At 41.1% G+C, this 25784-nt stretch carries 16 protein-coding genes; 6 read left to right on the plus strand and 10 right to left on the minus strand.

Translation table 11 applies throughout. The annotated features are described in order from the left end of the window. Positions 1-4: 4 nt before the first annotated feature. On the minus strand, positions 5-1378 hold the full coding sequence (locus OQE68_RS26710; RefSeq protein ID WP_180569559.1) for an adenylate/guanylate cyclase domain-containing protein: 1374 nt from the start codon (positions 1376-1378) through the stop codon (positions 5-7). 298 nt (positions 1379-1676) lie between these two features. On the opposite strand from OQE68_RS26710, the gene OQE68_RS26715 reads away from it, so the two are divergent. From OQE68_RS26715 to OQE68_RS26730, 4 genes are read left to right on the plus strand one after another with little or no spacing between them, the layout of a single operon-like run. Further along, on the plus strand, positions 1677-2948 hold the full coding sequence (locus tag OQE68_RS26715; protein WP_180569558.1) for an adenylate/guanylate cyclase domain-containing protein: 1272 nt from the start codon (positions 1677-1679) through the stop codon (positions 2946-2948). Between the two features lie 29 nt (positions 2949-2977). Next, positions 2978-4201, plus strand: coding sequence for a glycosyltransferase family protein (locus OQE68_RS26720; protein ID WP_180569557.1), 1224 nt, complete (start codon positions 2978-2980; stop codon positions 4199-4201). Continuing rightward, positions 4198-5406, plus strand: coding sequence for a glycosyltransferase family protein (locus OQE68_RS26725; protein WP_180569556.1), 1209 nt, complete (start codon positions 4198-4200; stop codon positions 5404-5406). Before OQE68_RS26720 ends, OQE68_RS26725 begins: the two co-directional genes overlap by 4 nt. A gap of 40 nt (positions 5407-5446) precedes the next feature. After that, a complete protein-coding gene (locus OQE68_RS26730; protein WP_180569555.1) occupies positions 5447-6214 on the plus strand; it encodes a polysaccharide deacetylase family protein in 768 nt (255 codons plus the stop codon). Positions 6215-6433: 219 nt separating this feature from the next. Here OQE68_RS26730 and OQE68_RS26735 read toward each other — a convergent pair whose 3' ends face one another. The 5 genes from OQE68_RS26735 to OQE68_RS26755 are packed head-to-tail and all read right to left on the minus strand — an operon-like array spanning position 6434 to position 11366. Beyond that, a complete protein-coding gene (locus tag OQE68_RS26735) occupies positions 6434-7054 on the minus strand; it encodes a TorD/DmsD family molecular chaperone (protein ID WP_180569554.1) in 621 nt (206 codons plus the stop codon). Next, positions 7027-7410: a cytochrome c3 family protein gene (locus tag OQE68_RS26740; protein WP_180569553.1), complete on the minus strand. Its 384-nt coding sequence runs from the start codon at positions 7408-7410 to the stop codon at positions 7027-7029. Before OQE68_RS26740 ends, OQE68_RS26735 begins: the two co-directional genes overlap by 28 nt. Beyond that, positions 7410-8099 (minus strand): 4Fe-4S dicluster domain-containing protein, encoded by a 690-nt coding sequence (locus OQE68_RS26745; RefSeq protein ID WP_180569552.1) that lies wholly within the window; start codon positions 8097-8099, stop codon positions 7410-7412. The genes OQE68_RS26740 and OQE68_RS26745 overlap by 1 nt, the downstream gene beginning before the upstream one ends. A gap of 24 nt (positions 8100-8123) precedes the next feature. Then, entirely contained in the window at positions 8124-10721 is a 2598-nt protein-coding gene (locus OQE68_RS26750) for a molybdopterin-containing oxidoreductase family protein (RefSeq protein ID WP_180569551.1), read from the minus strand. 51 nt (positions 10722-10772) lie between these two features. Further along, positions 10773-11366, minus strand: coding sequence for a NapC/NirT family cytochrome c (locus tag OQE68_RS26755; protein WP_180569550.1), 594 nt, complete (start codon positions 11364-11366; stop codon positions 10773-10775). 301 nt (positions 11367-11667) lie between these two features. Here OQE68_RS26755 and rquA point away from each other — a divergent pair, with 301 nt between their 5' ends. Continuing rightward, entirely contained in the window at positions 11668-12396 is a 729-nt protein-coding gene (gene rquA / locus OQE68_RS26760) for a rhodoquinone biosynthesis methyltransferase RquA (RefSeq protein ID WP_180569549.1), read from the plus strand. 39 nt (positions 12397-12435) lie between these two features. Here rquA and OQE68_RS26765 read toward each other — a convergent pair whose 3' ends face one another. Next, positions 12436-12816: a hypothetical protein gene (locus OQE68_RS26765; protein WP_180569548.1), complete on the minus strand. Its 381-nt coding sequence runs from the start codon at positions 12814-12816 to the stop codon at positions 12436-12438. Positions 12817-13337: 521 nt separating this feature from the next. On the opposite strand from OQE68_RS26765, the gene acs reads away from it, so the two are divergent. Continuing rightward, positions 13338-15284, plus strand: coding sequence for an acetate--CoA ligase (gene acs, locus OQE68_RS26770; RefSeq protein WP_180569547.1), 1947 nt, complete (start codon positions 13338-13340; stop codon positions 15282-15284). A 204-nt stretch (positions 15285-15488) separates the two neighbouring features. Here the strand turns inward: acs and OQE68_RS26775 are convergent, their stop codons facing one another. From OQE68_RS26775 to OQE68_RS26785, 3 genes are all read right to left on the minus strand, one after another. Further along, positions 15489-15890 (minus strand): hypothetical protein, encoded by a 402-nt coding sequence (locus tag OQE68_RS26775; protein ID WP_180569546.1) that lies wholly within the window; start codon positions 15888-15890, stop codon positions 15489-15491. Positions 15891-15962: 72 nt separating this feature from the next. After that, positions 15963-16814 (minus strand): DUF4123 domain-containing protein, encoded by an 852-nt coding sequence (locus tag OQE68_RS26780; RefSeq protein WP_180569545.1) that lies wholly within the window; start codon positions 16812-16814, stop codon positions 15963-15965. Between the two features lie 135 nt (positions 16815-16949). Beyond that, positions 16950-25706 (minus strand): hypothetical protein, encoded by an 8757-nt coding sequence (locus OQE68_RS26785; RefSeq protein ID WP_180569544.1) that lies wholly within the window; start codon positions 25704-25706, stop codon positions 16950-16952. Between the last annotated feature and the right edge of the window lie 78 nt (positions 25707-25784).

Below are 25784 nucleotides of genomic sequence, written 5' to 3' on the forward strand. Positions count from 1 at the left end.
AAAGTCATTCACGCAGAGTATAGATTGAGGTGGGTTGGGTGCGACCTCTCACCTGCACCTCCCCCACCAGCCGAAAATCAAACGCGCCTTTCGCTAATGCTCTTGTACGTTCCGACAATAGAATTAATGTGTTGTATTGTTTATTTAGTGCTTCTAGTCGCGCAGCTAAATTAACGGCATCGCCATGTACCGTATAGGTCAACCGGTCTTTAGTGCCAACCAGCCCTCCTACAACCAATCCAGTATTAATGCCAATTCGGGTCGTTAGCTCAATTTGTTCCTTAGCCAGGGCTTGCTGAATCGCCAAGGCAGCTTCAATCGCATGTCTGGCATGATCATCATCAGCGGTTGGCAAATTAAAAGTGGCTAAAATTGCATCCCCTTGAAACTGGTTAATTGTACCGCCGAAAGCCTCAATGGGCTCCGCTACCACACTAAAGTAATGATTTAATACTTGAATCAGGGTTTCGGGTGATAACTCTTCACTCAAACTGGTAAACCCAGCAATATCAGTAAATAGCATGGTGGCTTCCCTTACTTCTCCAAAGCCTGCAGCCACCCGCTGCTCAGACTGGGTTATATTTTTTGCCACAGACGTTGGTACAAACCGCGCTAAATCTTCTACAGCTTGTGACTCTACCACTGCCTCAATTAACAAAAAACGAGCCCGGGTAATTGCCAACGCCAAAATTAAGGTGACAAAAACCATAGTGATCATTTTATCAAATTCAGCCCCTAATAAGACCGAGTTTGACGTCAAATACGCCACATAATCTCGCGTAATCATAGGCATCCCTGGCTGACTAAATACCACATAAGCCACCATCATCAGCCAGCCAATTACTGCAACTAACCCAGCCATTATTACAAAACGCGCCTCAAACCGTAGGCTACGAATGGCAATAAAAATAAATACATACAACAAAGTCGGTGCTTTTAAGTAAAAGGAAGGGGGTTGTTGGTATTGGATATGAAAGCACCAGATTAAAGCATATAACAGTGCAAAATCCATTATAATGGATAGATAGGCATGCCAATTATCCTTGGGCCGATAATAAACCAGCCATAACCGGCTAATAGCAAACCCTAAATAAGCAGATAATGCCCAGGGTACAGGCTCAGCCTGAACCATGTGCAACAAGCCCTCATAGCTCCAAATGGGACTAACCAAATCGTCAGTATTTTTGCTAAACGTTTTGGGTGACAGTGAATACAGTAGCCAGAAAAGCACCACAATAACAAACTCAATGCCAGCAATTAATTGCTCACCAATGGTTTGCTGGCGTTGCACAGCCTGCTGAAAGCGATCAGGTAGCTTGCTAGTTGGCAATGCTAAATGGCTAAAGGAAAGCCATGTGGTTAATTTTTTCCACACCATAAAGTGCAGCCTTAATTTATAATACTTGTCGTGTATGCATAACATTGGGTAACAAGCCTGACTTGCCTATAAACTATAGAACAGGACGCCCGCTCCATAAGCGCTGTTAATACAGGATGCCATTTACCTGCCACTTTATATCACAAGGTATATATCACAAGATAAGCTAATCAATTTACCCCTACCTCATCAACCAGATACTTTAATAATGAACATCCTCTTGGCACTACCTCTGTAATACCCTCACACTCGTCTACACTGTTAGAGATAGAGTGATTTAAGTAATGACAGTACAATAGTGAACTCAACAAACCATCAACAGTTTCAAGCCATTCAGTCCTTATTGGGTAATACTGGAGGGTGGCCACTGGCTTCTTTGTTAGTCTGGCTAATTACTGATGGTCGTAAATTAAATGATCGTTGTAAGCTGCTAAGAGCATTGTCTAATCAGTTACTAGCAGCAGGACTACCTATTATCCGTATTCGCTTCACCTTACATACCATTCACCCGGAAATTACGGGCAAAGCGTTTACCTGGTGGCGAGGCCGTGAACAAATCGATGTGTTTACCCCAGAACATGGTATTGAAGTTACCAATTCATATCGAGGCAGTCCTATTGAAAAAGTCCGCCAAACCAATCAAATAGTCCGTTATAAGCTGTCTGAAATTGATATCAGCAATGCCCATATTGTACTGCAAGAACTCGCAGCCACCCAGGTAAGTGATTATATCGTTTTCCCACTACAATTTACTGATGGTTATATTAATACCTTTACGATTGCCACAGACCATCCTGGTGGTTTTACCGATCAGGATATACAAAAACTGTCACTGCTGCTGGACTATTTAACCCCCATCCTTGAGGTATATACCACTCGCGATATTATCCGCTCATTACTCAATACTTATGTCGGTCCTAAAACTGGTCAAAAAATATTAAAAGGCAGCATCAAACGGGGTGATAGTGAAGTGATTGAAGCAGCCCTTTGGTACAGTGATTTACGTAATTTTACTGCCCTGACCGAATCATTAGAAAATGAGCATATGTTGGAACTCATTAATGCTTATTTTGAAATTATTACCAACGCAGTGACCCATCGCGGCGGTGAAGTACTCCGATTTATTGGTGATGCGATGCTGATTTTATTTACCAAAGAAGCCGCCAGCACAATTAACGCTGCTTGTGAAGCAGCACTAGACGCGGCCATTTTAGCCTATGAGCAAATTCAAACCCTCAATACCGAACTGGTAAAGAAAGGCCAACCGATTATTGAATTTGGGGTTGGGCTGCATCAAGGTGAAGTGATTTATGGCAATGTTGGTTCATCATCACGACTAGACTTTACTGTAATGGGGCCTGCCGTTAATCGTACTGCTCGGATTGAAGAGCTAACCAAAATGGTGGGCACCAACCTATTAATGTCTGATGAATTTGCCAGTCTGATTAATCACCCAGTGCACTTTGTTGGCAAGTATCCTGTAAAAGGTGTTGCTGAGCCACTGGCCGTATATCGGTTAGAGCAAAGTACGACAGATTTTACTACCAATCATTTAGAAGTTGCTTTATAGTCTGGCGTTTCCACTATCAATTACTACCCATGCCCCAATCACCCCCTCACCATGCCAAAGTTTTAATTTACAGTCATGACACCTACGGTTTAGGCCACTTACGCCGCTGTCGTACTATTGCCCATAGCTTGGTAAGACAATATAAAGGGATTTCTGTCCTGATACTAAGTGGCTCTGCACTGATTGGTCGGTTTGAATTCAAAGCCCGCGTCGATTTTGTCAGAATCCCTGGAGTGATTAAACTGTATAACGGCGACTATACGTCGATGGGGCTACATATTGATCTAGAAGAAACCCTTTCGATTCGTGAGTCTATTATTTTTAATACTGCGAATAGTTTTCAACCCGATGTATTGATTGTCGATAAAGAACCGTTAGGCTTAAAAGGCGAGGTAAAGCGTACGCTACAACACCTACACCAACAAGGTGTACATACAGTGCTTGGCTTAAGAGACGTACTAGATACACCCGAGTTGCTAAAAAAAGAATGGCAACATAAAGGCATTACCCGAGAGGTGCTACAGCAGTACGATGATATTTGGATATATGGTCCACAACTGATGGGTAATCCCCTAAAAGGATTACCCTTTGCTGATGTAATTGAACAACGCGGGCTGTATACAGGATTCTTACATCGACACTTACCTCAAGCCAAAACAGAGCCGTTAAATGATTTACCCGAGCAGTATCTATTGGTTACACCTGGCGGTGGTGGCGATGGTGTCGAAATGGTGGATTGGGTAATCAGTGCTTATGAACAGGCAGAAGCCGAACTGCCCTGGCCTGCCGTGATTATCGCCGGCCCCTTTATGAATAGTAAAGACCGGCAAGCCTTTGAAAATCGAGTCAAAAAATTATCTCGGGTCACTCTACTGACCTTTATCAGTCAACTTGAACATGTTATGGCCAATGCCCAAGCAGTAGTCGCCATGGGGGGCTACAATACTTTTTGTGAAATACTCTCCTTTAATCAGCGCGCCCTGTTTATTCCCAGAAAAGAGCCCCGTCTGGAACAATTTATTCGCGTTAAAAAAGCTACAGAATTAGGCTGGGCCACCATGCTAGATCCTGATCAACTAACAGGGTCAGATGCTCCCCTTAAAATGGTCAACGCACTGAAAGCATTACCCAATCAAGCTCGCCCCTATACTATGCAGGCAGACACTTACTTAAGTGGCGTCGCAACGATTGGACAGCGATTTAATAAAATTATGGTCAAGCGCGGTATTAATTTGGAGCCTAATCTTGCATGAGCCAAGCTCAGTCATTAACCAGGCCACGTCGCTTACTTTTTTATGTCCAACACCTGTTAGGCATTGGCCATCTGCAACGGGCTGCTCACATTTGTCAGGCCGCCATTAAAGCAGGCTGGGATGTATTTGTTGTCGCAGGTGGAAAACCCATCGCAGAAATTAATTTTGGTGCTGTCCACTACCTACAACTACCGGTTTTAACTTCTGCTGATGCCAATTTTAGCCAGCTGGTCCAAGTAGATGGCCGTGCTATTGATGACTCCATTAAACAGCAGCGAACAACACAACTATTGCATTACTTTCAGCAAATTCAACCTGATGTTGTATTACTGGAAATGTACCCCTTTGGTCGTCGTCAGTTTCGCTTTGAATTGATACCTTTGCTAGATGCTTGCCGCCAGGCTAAGCCAACACCATTAGTGGTAACATCCATTCGTGATGTGTTAGTTGAAAAACATGACATGAATCGACATCAATGGGTTGTACAACAGTTGCAAGATTATGTTGATCATGTCCTGGTGCATGGAGACCCGCAGCTGATCACCCTAGATCAAACCTTTCCACTCACCAGCCAAATTGTGAATAAAATTGCTTATACTGGCTATATTGCACCGGTAACTGAAATGCAAGGGGAAGCTGTTGATCCATCACCATCAGCTACAACACCACAACAAGATATCTTAGTCTCTGCTGGTGGAGGAGCTGTTGGCTTTGAATTACTTCAGCTAGCTCAAGCGGCCTGTCATCAGTTAAACCAGCAACCTGAGCACAGCCAGTGGCGCTGGCGAATGATTACAGGCCCTAATATACCGCAGCAACAATATGATCAGCTAAAGAAGAACTGCCCCGCTAATATGGATATTGAGTCCATGAGAGCGGATTTTTTTCAGTGTTTACGCCATTCTCAATTATCCATTTCTCAAGCAGGATATAATACTCTGTTGGATACACTGCAAGCAGGCTGCCAGACTATTTGGGTTCCTTTTGCTAATGAAACGGAAACAGAGCAGCGGTTCCGAGCCCAACGATTTAGCCAAATCACGAGTTTTCCCTGTTTAGACCAGGCGACACTTTCTGTACAACAGTTAGCAGACACCATTTGTCGCCTGTTATCACAGCCGATAAAACCTCACTACTCAATACAAATGGATGGTGCAGCACAAACCATTCAGCAACTTGAGTGCTTTTTAGCGGACGATTGTTAACAGATGCTTGTTAATAGATACTCTTTAAAAGAATAATTTCATGAGCTGGCAACACTTAGCAACAGAAATTGAAACCTGGGCAGCCGAGCAAAAAACCATTGCCCTCTGGTGGCGAGATGATGATGCCCATACCAGCAGCGCTGCGCTGACTCAGTTGATTAATTTAACTCATAATTATCAAATCCCTCTTTGCCTAGCGGTGATTCCTAATCAACTGGAAATATCATTAATTGAGCTAGTAGAACAACATCCTTTAGTCTGGATAAGCCAGCATGGATATAGCCATCAAAATCACGCACCTGCCAGCCAGCGTAAATGTGAATTAGGCGCAGACCGACTCTTTGAAGTCATTGCCAGTGAATTATTAACTGGTCAAAATATCCTGAAGCAAGCATTTGCTAAACAATTTTTTCCGGTGTTAGTACCTCCCTGGAATCGACTTGCCCACTCATTAGTGAATGAATTAGCCAACATGCATTACATGGGCTTATCTACCCTAGGCCCACGCCAATCAAGAAAAGACCTAGTGATACAAAATGTTCATGTGGATATTATTAATTGGAAACAGCGCCAATTTGCTGGAGAAAAACATTGCTTGATGCAATTAATTCAACACTTACAAGCACGACGCTTAAACCAGATTGATAGCCAAGAAGCCACTGGGCTGATGACGCATCATTTAGATCACGATGCAGATTGCTGGCAATTTTGCCAACAATTATGTGAGTTTTTAAAGCCTTATTCTCATGTTCAATGGCAACAGCCCAACCGATTATTCAGTAAAGCATCCGTTATTTCACTGGTTTAATCGCTTAATGGCACATTAAAACGATTTTAGTGAGCGAAAAAATAATCCTAAACCTCCAATCGCTAATACCAAGATAGTAATCAAATCAAAAGCAGACATCGCCTTAAGACTAAAATGAATAGATGTAAATAGAGCGCAATTACTTTACTTTAACAATCCGCATTAAACGTAAACGTTTTACAAGAAAGCTATTTGTTTTTCAAAGACCAATAAGATGCACTACCTATCACCCATCATATTACTTAGCAACTGCTTCACCATACGCGCCACCAACTGATAAAATGGTGTTAGTGCTAACTGCTTAAGCTGATCACAATAGGACGGTATCCACGATAATATATGCTGTTGTTTAAAATCCTCAGCTATTTTCAATAACTGATCGTATTGCTGGTCATTACTGGTAAGCATGCCAGATAACATAGCCATAAAACGGAGTTCAGTACCGATATGATCGGGTGGACAGCCAGGATACTGCAAGCTGCCAAAGCCAGCCGCAACATAGGCAGAGGAAACAGCTGCAATAACTTCTTCACTTCGGTAATGCGAACGATAGAGCGATTCATAGGGTGGAGGCGGACCATAACCTGCCTTTATACCTGCAAACAACCGGGTGTAGTCTATTAGTAATTCCTCGTTACACTCACACAAGCCTGACAATTCACCCATTAATGGCATTAATGCTGTGATGTCAACTGCCTTAATTTGTTGTTGCAAGTGAATAAGAAAGGTGGGTGTAGGTTGAGTTAAAAAAAAGTCGCTGCAAAACCAGTACAGCTTACTCCAGGCCTTATTAACATTAACTTGATCTACGCTTATGGGTTGGTGCTGCCATGATACCATTGCGTTGCAATGCCCCCCTGCTGATGACAACCTAAACAAACACTGCGCTCATACTGACCTTTGGCTAAATATGGGTAGGGTTTAGATTTTCCCATAATCAAGTAATCGTTTTTATAGCTATGACCATAGTGACAGCTGCTACAATCCATCAACATTTTATCCGCATGAATAATATGAAATCGCCCGTTTTTTGTGTTTAGTGAATATTCTGCCCCTACATTTATTTCACCGCTACGAATTTTTTCCGCAATCAAAGCTAGAGGAATATTATTTGACTCTGTTTTATTATCATCCGCTATGAGTGAAGAAGAACCCAAGCCTACTATCAATAAAAATAAGCACCATAGTTTTATCATCAAAAATCACCCCCACTCAGTTTGTAATAGACTTGGGGCTTAGTGCCGTATTCTTTTTTCAATTGCGTCGCTTTCTTGGTACCTATCTGACGTGATACTTCGCTGTCAGGATCATCCAGATCACCAAAAAAGCGTGCTTCAACGGGGCATACTAAATCACAGCTAGGGGTAAACTGTGGATCCACACCAATTTTATCAATTTGATTGCTGTTTATGGCTTGTTCCAATTTGTGCCAACAAAAGGTGCATTTTTCCATCACATTGTTTTTTTTATGGTGGGTAGGATGGCGTTGCTCCTGGGGAATAGTCTCTAAAGGACTCAACTTATCTTCGCCATAAAGTGATGTTACTTCTTTATTGAGCTGAGGCACATTATAGGGGCAAACAGTATCGCAATAACCACAGCCTATACATTTGTCATAATCAACCAGCACCACACCATATTCATTTTTGCTAATGGCATGTACATCAATAGCATCACACACCGTTTGGCACGGCGCATCCTCACAGTGCATACAACCCATGGTGCCAAATACTTTGCCAACATGAGGGTAAGTGCCAATCTCATATTCAATCATTTCATTCCAAGGTGAGCCGGGAGTGTAATGATTTTCCTGATAACACGCCGCTACACAAGCCTGACACCCCATGCAGCGATCCATATCGATTAGCCGTACAAACTTGGTCATAGAATTATACTCACTCGTGTATTTCTACACTTTTTTCAAACGACATACCGAGTCATTAAAACTATCCATTCCAGACACTAAATCAGAGTGTGATTCCAATATTGAATTAATCCAAATTCCCTTTCGCGCATAATCCGGCATACCTAGGCTTTGCTGACCATAGTGATAAGATACTGCCAGGGTGTCAGGCCTGATGCATTGAGTTAACTTAACGCGGCCTTCCACGCTGCCCACACGGGTTTCAATCTGCACTTTATCCTTTTCTTTAAGTTTTAATTCAATGGCCGTTTGTTCATTAATTAATACAAAATTCTCATCAGCTTCTGGGCCTAAGGCATTTAATAAGGGATTCATTGCGGTATTACCAGACTGAGTTCGATTCATCCGTTTGTATGTAATGATATAAAAAGGGTATTTATCCTTATTACGATGGGGCACAGGCATACTATGTACCCTTAATGGCAACGGTGATAAGGAAACTTGGTAATCATCCAGATCAATATTTTTTATATCATGTTGCTTAACAGTTTCTTTAATATTAAATAGTGTACCCAGCATGCTTTCTGCGTAGAACTGCATTTTTGGCTTACCTGCCCCCTTAAATTTAGCCTCTACCCCTTTTAAGTAAGTATCATTTTCGGATAAATGCTTACCGCTAAAGCCATGCTCTACGGCATAACTAAATTCCTTACCTTTGGTTTTTTCCAGCCATAAATTTTCTACTACTTCTTTTGCGCTATAATCCCGCCCTGTTTTTAGCGGATTCTTCTTTAACCCCCACTTTTTATTAATTTGTTCAATGTATTGATCTCGTAATCCTAAACGACTAGCTAGCTCCCAGATAATGGAAAATCCATCATGGGGCAAATTAAACACATTAGTTACTGGTTGACGTATAGCCGTATGTTTAGTGGCTGGCGTATAACGTGTTGGTGATAAATGCCAGGATTCTAGATAAGTTAAATCGGGCAGCACAATATCTGCCATCTCCGCTGTTTCTGACATAACAATGTCAATCACCACGTTATAGGTTTTTTCCAATGATTTAAATTGTTCCTTACTATCCGTAGTTGAAAATGGTCGATTGGTGGCATAGAAGATTTGCATTTCGGGGGTATAAGGTAAACCGTATTTTTTAGGTTCCAAAATAGTTTTTGCCACCTGCTGAGCAACATTATGAGTGGCATGAGGAAAAAAAATACTTTCCTGTAAATCCACTCGTGTAGGTGGATACTCTGCTTCAGCAGGCTCCATATAACCAGGCTTTTTGTGCACACTATGTAGGTTAAGGCCACCCACCGCATCAATGCTGCCCAATAGCATTTGTACAATTAAACCGGCACGCCAATTCTGTACACCATATTGTTTAGCCGCAAGACCACGAAAAGTATGAATAGCTACGGGGCGATAACGTAAAGTCTGCCCATTACGTACAACCGTCGCACCAATTTGGGCCTGTTTCGCCAGTTCCTCTGTCAACCGTCTAATAGTTGCAGCAGGCACCCCTGCTTCTTCTGCTATATCCTTATCATTCAGCGTATTTAAACTATCTGCGAATACCTGAAATGCTGTGGAATATTCTTTTTGATTATGGGTAAACCGTCCTGCTAATTCTGGTTTGATTCTACCTGAGCTAAATGCCACTGCCTGCTGCGTTACCTGGTCCCATACCAGTGCTTGACCATCCTTATCCCGTAAAAACTCCCCATTGGTATCCACCAAATTGGGCGCATTAGTGTATTGGGTAAGAAACTCCCTATCAATCCAGTTCTCTTGAATTAAAATACGTGCCATTCCCAGTAACAGTAAAATATCCTTGCCTGGCCTTACCGGTATCCATTCATTGGCTTTTGCTGCGCTATTAGACAAACGTGGTTCTACCACTACCACTTTCATGCCCCGTTCTTTTGCGTCAGTTACGGTATGATCCAGCCAGCGAGCAAACTGCTCACCTTCAAAATAGTTAGCGCCAAAATTAAGTAAGTAGTTACACTCATTAATATCCGGTAAAAACCCATGATATCCCCAGGTAATTTCATCGGCCACATGACGTGCAGCTTCACAGGAAGTTGTTCGATGTACCAAGTTTGGCGTACCAAAAGCGGCAGTAAAAGCTTTGGGGAACTTATCTCCTATTAAGTATTTTCCATGGCCGTGTTGCCAAACAAATTTTCGTGGATCATCTTCGCGTATGCGTTGGAGTTTTTTGGTAATGGTGTCAAAGGCTTCATCCCAAGAAATTTCTACCCAACCTGGGTCTTGGTCTAAGCCTTTTTTAGGGTTGGTCCGTTTCAATGGTGTTTTGATACGGTAAGGATTATAGGTATTAAAGCTACCTGATACCCCTTTTGGGCAAATACCATGATTATAAAACTCAGCTCGTGCTTCATCAGGATAAATACTACGAATAATATTGTTCTCTAATTTAATATTAATACCACAGAAATTCACACAATGAGCACAAGTAGACTTAACATAACGAATCACTGACTCATTAGCTGCTGATGCTCCTGTTTTCACCTTTTCAATTTCCGTGGCAATAACAGACCATGGCACACCAAAACCAGCAAACAATGACAATAAGCTGCTATTCTTTAAAAACACTCTTCGACTCAAACTCATAGCAAAATCGTCTTATATTTTTTTGTTTTCATTTTAAAAACCATTATTCATTTATAGCTTGTTATTTATCTCTACTCGTTTAAGAAAGCTTTCTCTCGGCTCAACCTCATCATGGACTAAGTTAAAATGACAACCTATGCAGGTAACGCTATTGCGCTCAGCAAGTTCATGTTGGCGCTGACCTCGTTCTCGGGATGGCTTAACTGCAACATGACAATTACGACAGGTGTGACTGTCATTATCCAATAGCCAATCTCGTACCCGGTAAGCCATTTCTGGCCGTGCCGCATTCCATTGCTCTTCTGATGAGAAATCATTAACGAGAAGAGACCATAAGTCACGAGTACCATCTGTAATATGAGCCCATGTTGCTGGCAGCAGTCCTTTGGGAATATGACAATCAGCACAGCTTGCTTGAACACCGGAGCTGGTAGCACGATGACTCGACTGTATAAAGATGGATTCATTAGCAACAAAACGCGTCATAGGGTGACAACTGTTGCTGCAAAAATTATCAGTTGATGTTAATTGATCGACTTTCTCTAAAGCTAGTATAAATAACATACCAACCAGCACACCCATTATGACAGATATAGAAAATATATATTTAAATACCTTAAATATACTTTTCCTTCTCCAAACCATCGAAATAAGCCCCTGTAATTACTGTCATGAGTCGTGAATAATGTTGACTAATATCTTCTCTACACATGCGGTTATTGATGAATAATATGAAAACTTTACTTTTGACTAAAGTTTAGCGCTAATTTAGAAAAAAACATTTTCACATGAGAGAAAATAAGTCATTGCAAAGTTGGCACTTATTCTTCCTGTACACTTTGCTATACTCAATATAAGCTCATAAAGCACGTTTTCAAATACTTTGGTAACCTATTTCTAGATTTATTAGCTAATACAATTTCTGGAAGAAAGCATAAGTCTCGCTATGTATGATAGAACTAGAAATGATCAATTGAAAACTGGACTAAGTAATTCGTGTCAATCAGTAGATATTCCTGAGTATTTAGATCGGAAATATTGGTGGGCCTATTTACATCCTGCCGGCGTGCGCTTTTTTGATCAGGCCTGGGTGGTACGAAGTATATTGTTTGGCAATTACAATCACTTGAAAAGTAAGGTTGTCTCAGCTATTGATTCCAGAAATAGTGATGTTTTGCAAATAGCTGCAGTATATGGAGATATATCCCAGGAAATAGCGAGGAAAATTCAACCGAACGGCTCTCTACATATTATTGATGTGGCTCCAATTCAATTAGCCAATTTACAAACCAAAATGGCTTATTACGAGAACTTTTATTTATATCATAGAGATTCTACTGATCTTGGTTTCCCAAGTAACAGTTTTGACACTGTGCTATTGTTCTTCCTGTTACATGAGCAGCCAGACTTAGTTAAATCAGCAACTTTGGCTGAAGCCTGTAGGGTACTGAAACCAGGAGGCAAACTGATTATTATTGACTACCATAAGCCTGTTAATTGGCATCCCTGCAAATGGGTGCTAATGCCTGTTCTCCGGTTACTGGAGCCATATGCATTGAGTCTCTGGAAACAACCTCTTATCCGGTTTCTACCAAAACAACAACCTCTCGCCCATGTCAACATTTGTTACCACTTCGGTCGCTTATATCAGGAGGTCGTTGTGTATTTACCCTAGTTTTAGCTTTTTAAATGAGCTTCGATAACAATTTCACTATTATGCTTTTCCATTTATTTTCTTCCATATTAGCCATATAACACAACATGCAATTGGAATAAGCCAAAACAACATAGCAAAAGCCCATGGTATAAATTCTGATGAATAGAGGTTAGTTAAGAAATCATTCTTGACTAGAAGAACTATTACAAGCTGAGCAAACCCCGTAGTATAGATTATCACTATAGCTGAAAAATAGTTTCTTAGCTTGTTTACTTTTCCAGTAAAAAATATAGAAACAACCAAAGGTGTCAACAAAAAAAATAACACCAAAACTACCAGTACTAATAGGCCAAGACCAGCACGAACACCTCCACTCGCAAATAGAGTTATTGGCAATACAGACAATACTGTAGCAACAAAACAAGCTAACTTAGCCATAACAGATACATCTAAAAATACTATTTTATATTTCCATCATAAGTGGTTCCTAGTGTTTGAAATACTTATCGAATCATAAGCATTCATTGAGCATCACAGCTAAATACCATAATCACCAACTAATAACCTATTTTTTCAAAAGCTATTTTTTAACAGTCAGTCTTTTTAATATACACAAAGAAAGTTAAGAAACCATAAAACTCCACTGCACTCACGCTATTGATTCATATAAAATTATAGCTTTATTCCGACTATATTTATCTTGATTAATAAGTTTCTTGATATTAGTTATCTAAAAACAAAAGTGACCCTAGCATATTCTTCTTGAATGATTTTTAGGGCTTGTTATACCCCACCCATCTATTAATTGAAGGCTCATTGGGTTTCGTCACTCGATGGCTGCATCTAAAACCATTCACTTTGATTATATAAGTATTAACTATAGCTTTTCTTAAAACTAATAAAGTAAAAATTTAGGCTAGAATATGAAACATGCCTTATTCACATAATGGAAAAAACTGATGAATACTCTTCAAATTTATAATGTTGATGAAAATGTTGCTAGCAACGCTTGGGTTGACCACGAAAGATATCTCACCCTTTACCAGCAATCAATTGATAATCCTGAAGCATTTTGGAGAGAACAAGGAAAATGTATAAACTGGATTAAACCTTATACACAAATTCGAGATGTTGATTTTAACTACGATAATCTACATATTCGCTGGTATTATGATGGAACACTGAATGCCTGTGCTAACTGTATAGATAGACATTTACCTACACGGGCACATCAAACAGCCATAATCTGGGAAGGGGATAATCCCTCAGATGAAGCTTATATTACTTATCAAGTGCTTTATGAAAAAGTGTGTCAGTTTGCTAATGCACTTAAAAAGTTGGGGGTAAAAAAATCTGATGTGGTAACAATCTACATGCCTATGATTCCTGAAGCTGCTTATGCAATGCTGGCCTGCGCCCGTATTGGAGCAATTCACTCAGTAGTATTCGGCGGCTTTTCGTCAGAGGCATTAGCTAATCGAATTGATAATGGCTTGTCTAGAGTGGTAATTACTGCTGATGAAAGCGTCCGCGGAGGTAAACGTACTCCTCTGAAAGAAAACGTTAATACGGCAGCTAAGCTATTAAAAGAAACAACTTTAGATTCAGTTATAGTTGTAAAACGAACTGGAGGGGACATACACTGGGAAGAAGGTAGGGATTATTGGTATGATGATCTAGTTAACAATGCCTCGCTTGACTGCCCTTGTGAAGAAATGGATGCAGAAGATCCACTTTTCATCTTATATACATCAGGTTCTACAGGTAAACCTAAAGGTGTGCTACATACGACAGGTGGTTATATGGTGTATGCATCATTAACATATCGCTATGTGTTTGATTATCATGAAGGAGATATTTATTGGTGTACGGCAGATGTTGGCTGGATTACTGGCCATAGCTATGTAGTTTTTGGTCCATTGGCTAATGGAGCAACAACATTAATGTTTGAGGGTACCCCTACCTATCCAGATGCTTCTCGGTGTTGGCAAATAGTCGATAAATATAAAGTAAATATTTTCTACACAGCACCTACTGCAATTAGAGCCTTAATGCGGTTTGGTGACGAACCCGTTAAGAAAACCTCAAGACAGTCTCTTAAATTACTAGGAACAGTGGGTGAGCCCATTAATCCAAATGCTTGGGAGTGGTATTATAACATAGTTGGAAAACAGCAGTGTCCAATCGTTGATACTTGGTGGCAAACCGAAACTGGCGGTATTCTTCTAACGCCTTTACCTGGAGCTACAAACCTAAAACCAGGCTCAGCTACACTTCCATTTTTTGGTATTGAACCTGCATTGGTAGATGACAAGGGTAGTATTTTACAGGACACCGCTGAGGGAAATTTGGTTTTTTTAAATAGCTGGCCAGGTCAAATGCGTACTGTTTATCAACACCATGAGCGGTTTCGCAATACTTACTTCTCCAACTTCAAAAACATGTTTATGACAGGTGATCGTGCACGACGAGATGAAGATGGATATTATTGGATTACTGGACGTGTAGATGATGTGATTAACGTCTCTGGTCACCGTTTAGGGACAGCAGAAATTGAAAGCGCCTTAGTCAAACATGAAATAGTTGCAGAAGCAGCCGTAGTTGGCTTTCCCCATGACATTAAGGGGCAAGGTATTTATGCTTTTGTCATCTTGGTTGTTGGAAAAGAAGGCAGTAAAGCGCTTTGTGAAGAGCTTAAACTGATGGCTAGACAGGAAATCGGCCCAATAGCCGTTCCCGACATTATTCAGTTTACTCCTGGACTACCGAAGACCCGCTCTGGTAAAATCATGCGCCGAATTCTCCGTAAAGTGGCCTCTGGAGAGTTCGATGATTTGGGAGATATATCCACATTAGCTGACCCTACAATTGTTGAATCATTAACTTTAAATCGAGTAATAAAATAACTGAAGAACGTGTATGAATTGGCCAACATGTATTACATGGGCTGATGATGCATCATTTAGATAGACCACGATGCAGATTGCTGGCAATTTTGCCAACAATTATGTGAGTTTTTAAAGCCTTATTCTCATGTTCAATGGCAACAGCCCAACCGATTATTCAGTAAAGCATCCGTTATTTCACTGGTTTAATCGCTTAAGAGCACATTAAAACGATTTTAGTGAGCGAAAAAATAATCCTAAACCTCCAATTGCTAATACCAAGATAGTAATCAAATCAAAAGCAGACATCGCCTTAAGACTAAAATGAATAGAGGTAATAACTCCAAAAATTAACGCCACTAAAGAGCCAACAAATAAAATCCAACCGATAATATTTTTACCCTCATAGAAAACCAGCCCTATTCCAAACATAAAAGGAATCATCACCATACCATTGGTAATGGTAAAGTTAGCACCCCATCCTGAAAAATTATATAACCCCACCCCCATACCAAATGTTGATCGAACTGAAATTGCGTTAAACAACAGGTAAAAGCCACCACACATCATAATCAGTCCAATAAGAAACAGTCCTACTCCACCGGATGTTCCCCCAGCACCTCTCATAGATTGCCCCTTATTTCACACCTCACTCATTGTAAGGTATTATCATTTTTAGGCTAATAAAGTATTTGTGGCTTAATCAATAACCACCTGTTTTACAGCTTGTTGTGCAAGCATGGTAGCTTCTCTTAATCTAACAGCGGGTGAAGTATCATCCTGATCAGTTAATAGCTGATATATTTCTGGATGCATTTTAGGGTTTAAAGCATCCATACCTAAAATGCCAATAATATTGATAAACTGGTAAATATCTTGAATGGTCGTAAAATGCAGTGTATTTGCTTCATCCAGCAACATATTAATCCATTCAAGCTGTTGGTCACTATCTTTCTTTCTTAATAAGTGGGGAAATAAGTGTTGTACATGCTGATGAATTCTTTTTTTAAGTGCAGTGGATTTGTCCTCTTTGATAGCACGCCACTGACTTGATTCCAATGATAACAGGTATTGGTAATCAACCGATTGCAGCACAGCATTATCAAACTGATGCCAGCCATCATTAAAACAACATATACTGTTGATAATACCTAGTAGCTTTTGCCGCTGTATATCTGAAGAACAAGTAAATAATTTGTAACAGAGATCAGGGTCATATAAACGAAATATCCCTGTCATTTTATTTTGAGTTTCTACTTGAATCCACCACTGACAGTGACGAACTATCTCTGAAAAGCCAGCGTTTGAGAATAACAGGATACCCCACTGGTTATAAATACCCTGTCGCTGGAACATGCTCCAGAGTTTAGAGTCGAAAGAACATTCAACCAACTGCGGAGAAAGTGACTCTAAAGCAGCATAAGGCGTATTTAAATAAATAGCATAACTATTATAACTGTCGTCAATCCAATTATTAATCACTGGGTATTTTCCAGCATCCAATAACAGATAACAAGGAAGTTTTGGCCATTGTTTGTATAAGACAGTCATAGTACACCCTCATGCCAGCACTTAATAACCAATCGTTAAGTACCTGACATAAAGTGTAGTATGAACTGAAGCGCCTATTATATTCTTCGTAAATTATTTTTAATCCATTAACCTCTCTGTCATCTAACCCACGATTTAAGCTACCTTATTGACCACATACTGACTAACCACTTTGCCACTGGTGAGCAAATCCTGGTGAAACTGTTTAAGAATCTGTGCTTTGCGATAGGCAGCCTCATCAGTTACGCCTGCTGCATAGCCGTGTTCAGTTAAGTAAGTATCTGGGGCTTTATCTTCATGGGGTACCCACACATTGTCATATTTAGCAGGCACCCAATTAGACATCACCCGCCCCCATTGCATATAGCCATCATGAATCTTACGGTTTTCATAATGACCTCTTTTCTCTTTCGGAATATGCAAGTTGCCTCGTTCTAGATTTTGTTCATTCGACTTGGCAAGCACCTCATGAAAATCACCGATGGATAGTCCCAACGTTTTACCGTTGGACAGCATATTACCTGGCACAGTACCACTATCTACAACTAAGTGTCGTCCTCTGGCACCATCATAATGAAAATACATAAACTTCATTGGACTTTCATCTTCTGGTTTTTCATAAATAAACCAAGTTGCTGGGTCAACAAGAAAGCCTGCTTGCTCAGCATCACCTACCAATGAAGGTGGAAAACGCCATTTCTGCTTATTATTTTCACCAAGCACAATATCCACTTCATAGGGAGCAATGCGAGCCGTGGTATCAACATCATCAAGGGCTATTTCAATATTTTGATCATAACGGGTATTGTAAATTATTTTATTGGTTGCTCGATCATAACGGGCATGGTCATATCGATAGCCTTGTAAATCAAATACTTCTCCTGTTTTAGGCGAAACATATAAACCATTATCAAATTGCCATAATTGATGAGGAATCAACCTGACTTTCGCCGGCAAACTGGGGTCATTTTTATCCACCAAGGTAGCGGATTCAGGTTTTGCATATTCCTCTGATTCAGCTGGTGCAACCGGTGCCGAAGCTTGTCCGGTTTGTTTATTCAGGATGGTGTAAACAAAACTGTTGCCTTGATCGGTTGTGCGGAAATAAAGCAAGTGATCATCCAATTGTACTTTAAACCCAGCATATCCCTTTAAATTATCTATTTTTAATAGGACGGCTCCAGCCTCATTTTTTAAGACAAATGACCGCCCTTGCCGTTCAATTTTGACATCACTCAAATTCACGTCTTTAAGGGTAAACATATCACCGTGTTGGTGAGTATCCATTATTACTTTAATTCCTTGGTCTACGGTTAAGGCTAGTGGTTTATTGGGCTCATCTCTTGTGATATTAACCACCTGTCCTTGACCACGTAACTGCAGCTCAGGGCCACTGTCACTTTGCTGAATCGAGCCGGTAACTGGTAAATAAACAATACCATTGGGAGCAAAATCAACCCCATTGGCTACCGTTTCGCTACCACTAATAAAGGTTTTCAGCTTATCACTATCAAGCAACAATTGACGGCCTTCCTTATCTTCAACATGAACAGAGACTTTAGAACCATCTTCAACAGTAATAGATCGGCCAGTCATACCATCATGTATTTCCAACGCTTTACCATTGGCAATAAAGGTAAGGTTTTCAACAGAACCCCATGCTGTGATATCCACGACAGGTGAATCATTCCCCTGCATATTGTCATTATTAATATGTACTTCACCGGAGGTTTTATTAGTAAAAATAAGACTGGTGGTGCTATTACCCACTCTAATATCCGCCCCCTTCACCTCCCCCACCTGGAAGGTATTATTTTGTCCTTGGCCAGTATTGAGGATTAAGCCTTTTTCTCCATTTTGCCCTTCAGCCCCTTCGATAATAAACAGTTTCTCAGTAATCGTTTCTTGCCCGGCTTCTGTCGTTAAATTAATATCAATTTTGCCTGTTTTATCATTACCACGTACGACAAAGGTTTCTGTTTCAGCGGCAATCACACTAGAACCATGGGCATCCTCGGCAAATTTAATAAAAGGTCCATCGGCGGTTGCACTACCAAAGGCTTGATCGCCACGGGTGGCACGTACGGTGATTGTATTTTGGTTAACTTGATGGTTATCTGCTGCCTGATTAAAGCCAAACACTAAGGTATCATTACCTTCCTCACCTAGAAAGAAGACTTCAGGTTTTGCCTTTGCTGAAGCAGGTGCATAAATCTGCTTATCACTCCGGCGTACAATAACCCCGAAATAGTCAGGGTATGCCCAATCCCAGGGACCATTGCGATCATTCACTTTTACTCGGTTTTGCGAGCTGTCTTCACCATACACGACAAATCCATCACCACCTTTCCAGCCATGATCATCAGTAATGGTACCGCTGAAACCTTGGGGAATAATATAGGTTGAATAAACATACATGCTTGCTTCATCAGGCCCAGTTGCCTGCCTTAATGACGCAATGCCATTGGTAATCTTTTCCAGCCAATTATTCCCAGGAATCACCCGATCGGTTGTCATTCGTTTACTGCCACGAAAGACCACTTGGAAATGTTTGGCAATATCAGAGCTTTGTTGTGAGAAGTGTTTATCTAACGCATCAAACCAGTTAAATCCAGATGATTGTGCTGAGTTATCTTTTTCTGCAATGGCTGTCATTGCATTCACTAAAGCCTCTCTAGCATTTGCATTCATACTGGCAAATGCTTCTTGGTTATTAAGAGGCATATTTAAAACGGCTTTTCTTACCGTTTCATTTTTAATAGTTGCAATCTCAGGTCGAACCGAAGGCATCATATAGTGCACAGTATCTTCTTTATCAGCGCCTACATAACGTTGGCCAGTCGGCTCAGTGGTAATAAACGTATTACCTTTATCCTGAAACCCATACACGACTCGGTCACTGGAGCGGCCTTGATATGTAAAAGCCAGCACTCGATTACCCGTATTAATCACTGACGACGAATCTGTCTCCTGTTGTTTTGCTTGATAACCGGTTTCATTTGGGTTAAATCCATCATTCACGTTATAAAATACCGCTCGCTGGCTTGGTCCATAACCCCGCTGTTCAGTCAGAATATCTTTTGGCCCTGTATCCAGCATTAACGGTGTAAGTCGTTTTATATCGGCGTCACTAACCCCTAAACTGCGGAGCCTTTCATTGGCATGCTTGAGTTGCTCCTCAGTCATTTGCTTAACCCGGGGATGCTGGCCATATAAAAAGGTTGAACCTTCAGGGTAGCGAGAGGATGAGCTGGTTTCGTCATCCCCAGTCATTCTAAATACCAGCTGCACAAGTTTTTCTTGATCAGCCACTAACTCTTTCCGCTCCTTAATGGCTTTATTCATCCGGGTAATTCGCAGCTCCTCTGGATAACGGGTTTTATCGCCCAAACCAAAGAAAGTAGCTGCGCCATATTCTAGCTTTTCCCAAAATGAGAGCGGACGCACCTCTTTTTCAAAGTCATTAACGGCTTTTGCCGCACGTACTCCTTGGCTAATGGCAGACATTAATAAAGCAGCGACTGCCACAAAAGGTGCCGCTGGAGCAGTCACTGGGTTCAGGGCTAAAAATCCAGCCGCCATACCCAAGCCACCTCCTACAATATCAAAGCTTGATGCCGCAATTTCATAGTTATCGCCATTGCGGATCGCCGCATCTAAACCAAATGCACCACTGACTAAATCAAAAGCACTAGTGATAATGCCTAGCGGCCCAGCCGCTTTCCCTAATTTACCCAGTTTGGATAATGCCTTAGTGCCACTATTGGGTAAGACTAAATTGAACCGTTTGGCTAAATCGGCTGCGTCAGCCACCCCCGACAATACTTCTTCAACGGCACCTAAAATTGTGGATGCCGCTTGCAATTTAGCGAGGGGATCATTTTCAATACCATACTCCCCAAGTACCCGAATGCCATTCCAGGTTCCAAACCCAGAATATAAAGACATTACCCGCTGTCCCCAGCCACTTTTTAACACTTTATCGCGGCTTTCAAAGCGTTTTTGAACAAAATCAGTCAATCCACCCTGCTCTTGCAAAGATCGTATTTTTTGTTTGGTGGTGTCGGGAAGTTCAGATTGCAGGTTGGTTAATAACTCATTAATTGATGTGAATTTTTTATCATTACCTTCTGTCTGTTCACTGCCAGCCTGTCCACTACTGGCCTGATCAGAGCCCTGCTGATTACCAGCACGGTATTTAACAACGTACTCTCCCGCCTCATTAAGCGTAATAGACTCGATTGGTTGGCTATTACCGGCTGTTGCAAGCTGGTCATTAATTTGAGCTAAAATTGCCTGGTTTTGTTTATTGCCCCATCGTTTGGCTTTACCCAGAAATTCATCAAAATCACTGGTAGACTGCAGTAGCTGTTTCGCTTTATTAACAAATACGGTTTCCGCTTCACTCAGAGGCCCTTCATTACCTGCCGTAATGGTTGCTTGTAAAAACAGGCGACGGTTTCGCTCAAAATTTTCCGGATCATGGAATAAGGCTAACAACGCCTGATCAAAATCCCAGCTTAAGCTAGATTGACCTGAAAACTGCGTGTCTGCGGTAATGGACTGGCCATTGACTTTTAAACCAAGAGCATAAGCCTGAGATTTTTTAAGTTCAAACGTACCTGTGGTTTTTTGTTGATGCTCCTGACGTATATCTTTGGCTAAGGATTCAAATTCACTCCCTTGAATTGCATAAATCGTTAATACAAAGTCGCCATCAGGCTGCTTGGTTTTTATGGTAATTTGATCACCATGCACCACAGCAACCCGGCCATAATCCAATAACTTCGTGATGGGCTCATTGGTATTTTGGGTATGAGTAACTTTATTTAACGTAAGCTTGCTCTCACTCGGGTTATTTTTTTCCTGTGCCTTGATCCGTTCAAATTCTGTTTGCACTTTTGTTGTTGCCAAATTCGCTGGATCATAGTTATCAGGTAAGGTATTACCTTCACCCGTTGGTGTTGCTTTCACCTGGTCAAATTTTGCTTTGAAATCAGCCTTGGTCACTAATACCTGAAATTTAGCCTTATCACCTTCAGCGTTGGTTAGCTTTTGTAAATAATTATTAATTTGTTGTTGATTTTGGCCATTTTCGTTATTAAACCGTTTGAGTAGTTTCCCTTGTGCCGTATAAACCGATACGACACCTTCTTTATTGCGGGTAACCGTATAAGCTGGTATCCAGTTAGGGGCATCACCAGAGCCATATTTGCTCATAATCACTGCCCCACCCGGGCCAGCCGCCCAGCCAGCGACTTTTTCACCGGCATCACCTGCTGCCTGACTAGCAGAAACACCATCAGGATGATGATGTGATAAAGTCCCTTTTTCTAACGTTTGCTCCATATTTTCTGGTTGAGCCAAACGTGCCAAGTATTCATCGTAATGATTTAACGACTCAACTTCTTGTGCAGATGCTTGTCCTGTAGCCACCAGCCGACGAAGCCGCTCAACTTCTGCTGAATTAGTAGCGAAATCTTGTTGTCGTTGTCCGGCATTATCAGCAACTGCATTTCTCATCAGCTGTAACGCACGGCCACGATTCTGTTCGATAGAACTGACACCCCGGGTATTATTTGTAGTTTCAGAAACACCTACCCCAGGTACGGTTGACTCTCTTAAAATAGCCCCTTCAAACTTCATTTCATTAGTGCTATTAACACTGACAAAAACTAAATTGAGCCCTCGTTTATTTTGAATATTGCGACTTTCTACCAAGCTATAACCTGATAGTTCAAAGTTACCTCTGTGCTTAAGGATATTATTAAGTGCTTCTTTCTTTTCTTTTACTTCTTGATACTTATTGCTAATTTGGCGCTTTACATCTTTTATTTGCTTTTCCAGTGCTACTTTTTCTTTTATTGTGTCAAGTCCACCTCCCTGTGAAGATTGATCAATCTGTTTATTTAACAGTGTTTCATGCTTTCGCTCTAAACCTGCTAGCTGTTTTTCTAGTTTATCAATTTCACCTTCTTTACGCGGCATGCCATTATTAGCTGGAACCCCTTCTAGCTTATTTAAAGCCTGTTGTAGCTTTTCAGCTTCATCAAACTTATCTTTTTTCAAGCGCAATTCAATATTTAATGTTGTATTGCCTTGTGCTTTATGCCTTAAGGTGCTCTCTAAACGCCATTTAGCATCTGGGTCATTTTCAAAAAAACGCGTCAGTTCTGGGTATTTTTTTATCACTCGATCAAGGTTATCAGCCGAGACTTTTATCCCTATAATATTGATGTATTTATTGGTTGTAGGCTCGGTTTCAGGCTGTTTTGCTGAGCCAAGCCTATCCCGCAAATGACTAGCAACATCCGCTATTTTAAATAATTGGTTCGCCTGACCAATAGTGGAGGATACATCATCTGTTAACATCAGCTTGGCAGGACGCCCCCAAACAGAAGCGCCTAAGTCAAGATCCGCATCGGTAAAATAAGTGGCTGCTTTCCCTTGCTGGAATGTTAAACCAAAATCAGGATTATCTGGGTCAAATGGTTTATTGGCAGACCAGTGAAGTACAACACCTTGCTCATAATGTAAATCAATACCTGGAATAATCCCTGCTGACTTACCAACCCCTGGCGTGGTACCGGTGTCAATCAGCCCTGGGCCAAAAGCCCCCATGGAGAAGTTACCTAAAACTTCCCAGTCGATAGGCTTAAACTGACGCTTTTTACCCACTTGCGGGCTATTTTCTGAATTTTGCACGACCCAATCCAGATTTAAACCTGTATCTTGGTTTACCAGTTTCGTTAGCAGCGTTTGTAAGCTACCTTCACTTAAATGCATAGAGGTACTTAACTGCTGATTCACTTTTAGCAGATTGGCATCGCCTTCAACAAACGGGGTTTTGACATAATTCCAGTCACCATAAACACCAATCTCAAGCGTGACTCCATTAAAACCTGCACCAGCACCAAAGGTGGCTTTTAATTTACCCTCATTATCTCGGATAAACTGAATACTGTTTTCCCCTGTTACCCCCGTTTTTGCTGCAAAACCTAAAAAACTGGGGATCCCATCCACTGCGGTGGTAGGCCATTTGATGCCAATCCCTCCTTCAGCACCTAGGGAAAACGAAGCCCCTTTAGGCATTGACTGGATAAAGGCAAATAACTTAGTAATCAATACTTGATTGTATTGTTGCTTTTGTTGAGCATATTGCTGCTTTTGCTGCTCACTGGCAGTTGGCAGCGGCGCACGAGGGGGAGGCCCAATAGCTAATAACCGCTGCAATTGATCTTGGACACCATGTTGACTAAATGCCCCTGCACTACCACTGATCGTTCGTTCTAACGTTTGTTGTGCATTTGGGTTGGTTGAGCCAAATAAATTTTTTAAAACTTGTCCAATACCATTCCCAATCCCTTTAAACCACCCCACAACCGTTGGCACAAATCCCCTATGCCCTGTCGAATGTGACCCTGTACGGCTACGGTCTTGTGGTCCTGTAGTAAGCGTTAGATTTTTTAAACTACCGGTTTTGTACATCCTCTCCCAGGCAGCTTCCCAGGGCGTTTTTTCTTTGGTGCGGGTTTCATGATTTTGTCCTGCTTGGTTCGCACCATCAACCGCTTGTTGATCACCGGTTGCTTTTCCATAAAGCAGGGCTTGTAAGGTCGATTGCGCCTGATTCCAGTTATCCCAATAATTATGCCATTGCTGGGTTTGTTTCAGTCTTGGCCGGGGGGGCGGCGTTGGTAATTCCCCTTCTGCATCAGCAACCAAAAATAACTCGCCATTTTTTGATAACCGCAAAGGTAATGTCACATCACCTTGACGAATCGTAAAATGGTAGCTTTTATCGACGTCATTATAAGTAAACTGAGTAACAGGCGAGCCAATAGGTACTGCTGTTAAAAAATCACTGTGCTGACTACCTAAATAATGCGTTACTCGCTGTCCATTGTCAGCGCGCGCACTTAAATACAATTTACCATTTTCTGAATACAACTGTGGTTGACTAGCGGGCAATAACCATTTTGCTAGTTGATCTGGGGATATTTTTGGCTCAGCGGCTACTGGCTGGTATTGCTGATTTTCGGTGACCGTTTGAACGTTATCTGGATGAATGTGATCGGTTTTATTGTGATCAGTCGATAATTTACGAACAAAAGGCTTACTGATTAACCCCAACTCGTGCAGCCGCTTACCATACTCTATTTCTTTTTTATGGGTCGCGGCTTCTGTATCACCTAAAGAAGCAGAAGAGGTACGCTGTAAGTCTTCTACAGCATGCAAGCTTTCATGTACTAATACCTGCAATAATGACATACCAGACGCTTTAATTTTTTTAAGGTTAAGCGTCATCGTATTGGTTTTATCATTATACACAGCCTGGGAGTTTTCATAGCCTTTTTCTTGCACAGCTCCCAGTCGAATTGTGATTCCTTGTAAATTAGCAATAACCTTAGGTAAACCACTGCCTGATTTAGTTTCAACTAAATACAACTGGTGTAACAGCTTAGCCACTCGCTTGGCCGCCTTAGTATGAGAAGGCTCTATTTGAATGCCTTGCGTTATTAACCATTGATTAATATCAGTATTATTGGCCTTGTTTGAACCAGGCTGCTTATTTTGATGTTTTTTATTTACCCCTAGATGTTTAGTATTTACCCCTGTATGCTGCTGTCGTAAGTCAGAATTATCTAAACTGTTTTCTTGCTCATCATTTGTTACTGACTGATTAACTCCCAACGCAATAGCTTGTGTTAGCTTTGATGGAACAGCCGATTTCGCTGCCGCATTTTTTTCTTTCCCCTTCCTTGCTATTGGCTTTCTTTGGGATGTTTTTGACCGATAAACATCAGTATGCAGCATATCATCGTCATTATTATTAACAGTAGTCTGGCTGATCGAATTAGTCGTCGATTGAGGTGAAATTGGTCCGGTCATTAGCTTTTTCCATCAATTATTTTTTAGTCAAGCCAATTTAAAATAATTTAGCCGATCAATTTTTGGATTAATCTTATA

Source organism: Spartinivicinus marinus, assembly GCF_026309355.1.
Classification (GTDB): domain Bacteria; phylum Pseudomonadota; class Gammaproteobacteria; order Pseudomonadales; family Zooshikellaceae; genus Spartinivicinus; species Spartinivicinus marinus.

What these genes read in the sequence shown, in the direction of transcription:
- rquA (WP_180569549.1), top strand. Translation starts at nt 11,668, where the DNA reads ATGTATGATAGAACTAGAAATGATCAATTGAAAACTGGACTAAGTAAT.
- OQE68_RS26735 (WP_180569554.1), bottom strand. Translation starts at nt 7,054, where the DNA reads ATGGTATCATGGCAGCACCAACCCATAAGCGTAGATCAAGTTAATGTT.
- OQE68_RS26730 (WP_180569555.1), top strand. Translation starts at nt 5,447, where the DNA reads ATGAGCTGGCAACACTTAGCAACAGAAATTGAAACCTGGGCAGCCGAG.
- OQE68_RS26710 (WP_180569559.1), bottom strand. Translation starts at nt 1,378, where the DNA reads ATGGTGTGGAAAAAATTAACCACATGGCTTTCCTTTAGCCATTTAGCA.
- OQE68_RS26725 (WP_180569556.1), top strand. Translation starts at nt 4,198, where the DNA reads ATGAGCCAAGCTCAGTCATTAACCAGGCCACGTCGCTTACTTTTTTAT.
- OQE68_RS26740 (WP_180569553.1), bottom strand. Translation starts at nt 7,410, where the DNA reads ATGATAAAACTATGGTGCTTATTTTTATTGATAGTAGGCTTGGGTTCT.
- OQE68_RS26755 (WP_180569550.1), bottom strand. Translation starts at nt 11,366, where the DNA reads ATGGTTTGGAGAAGGAAAAGTATATTTAAGGTATTTAAATATATATTT.
- OQE68_RS26750 (WP_180569551.1), bottom strand. Translation starts at nt 10,721, where the DNA reads ATGAGTTTGAGTCGAAGAGTGTTTTTAAAGAATAGCAGCTTATTGTCA.
- OQE68_RS26765 (WP_180569548.1), bottom strand. Translation starts at nt 12,816, where the DNA reads ATGGCTAAGTTAGCTTGTTTTGTTGCTACAGTATTGTCTGTATTGCCA.
- OQE68_RS26775 (WP_180569546.1), bottom strand. Translation starts at nt 15,890, where the DNA reads ATGAGAGGTGCTGGGGGAACATCCGGTGGAGTAGGACTGTTTCTTATT.
- OQE68_RS26745 (WP_180569552.1), bottom strand. Translation starts at nt 8,099, where the DNA reads ATGACCAAGTTTGTACGGCTAATCGATATGGATCGCTGCATGGGGTGT.
- OQE68_RS26785 (WP_180569544.1), bottom strand. Translation starts at nt 25,706, where the DNA reads ATGACCGGACCAATTTCACCTCAATCGACGACTAATTCGATCAGCCAG.
- OQE68_RS26720 (WP_180569557.1), top strand. Translation starts at nt 2,978, where the DNA reads ATGCCCCAATCACCCCCTCACCATGCCAAAGTTTTAATTTACAGTCAT.
- OQE68_RS26780 (WP_180569545.1), bottom strand. Translation starts at nt 16,814, where the DNA reads ATGACTGTCTTATACAAACAATGGCCAAAACTTCCTTGTTATCTGTTA.
- acs (WP_180569547.1), top strand. Translation starts at nt 13,338, where the DNA reads ATGAATACTCTTCAAATTTATAATGTTGATGAAAATGTTGCTAGCAAC.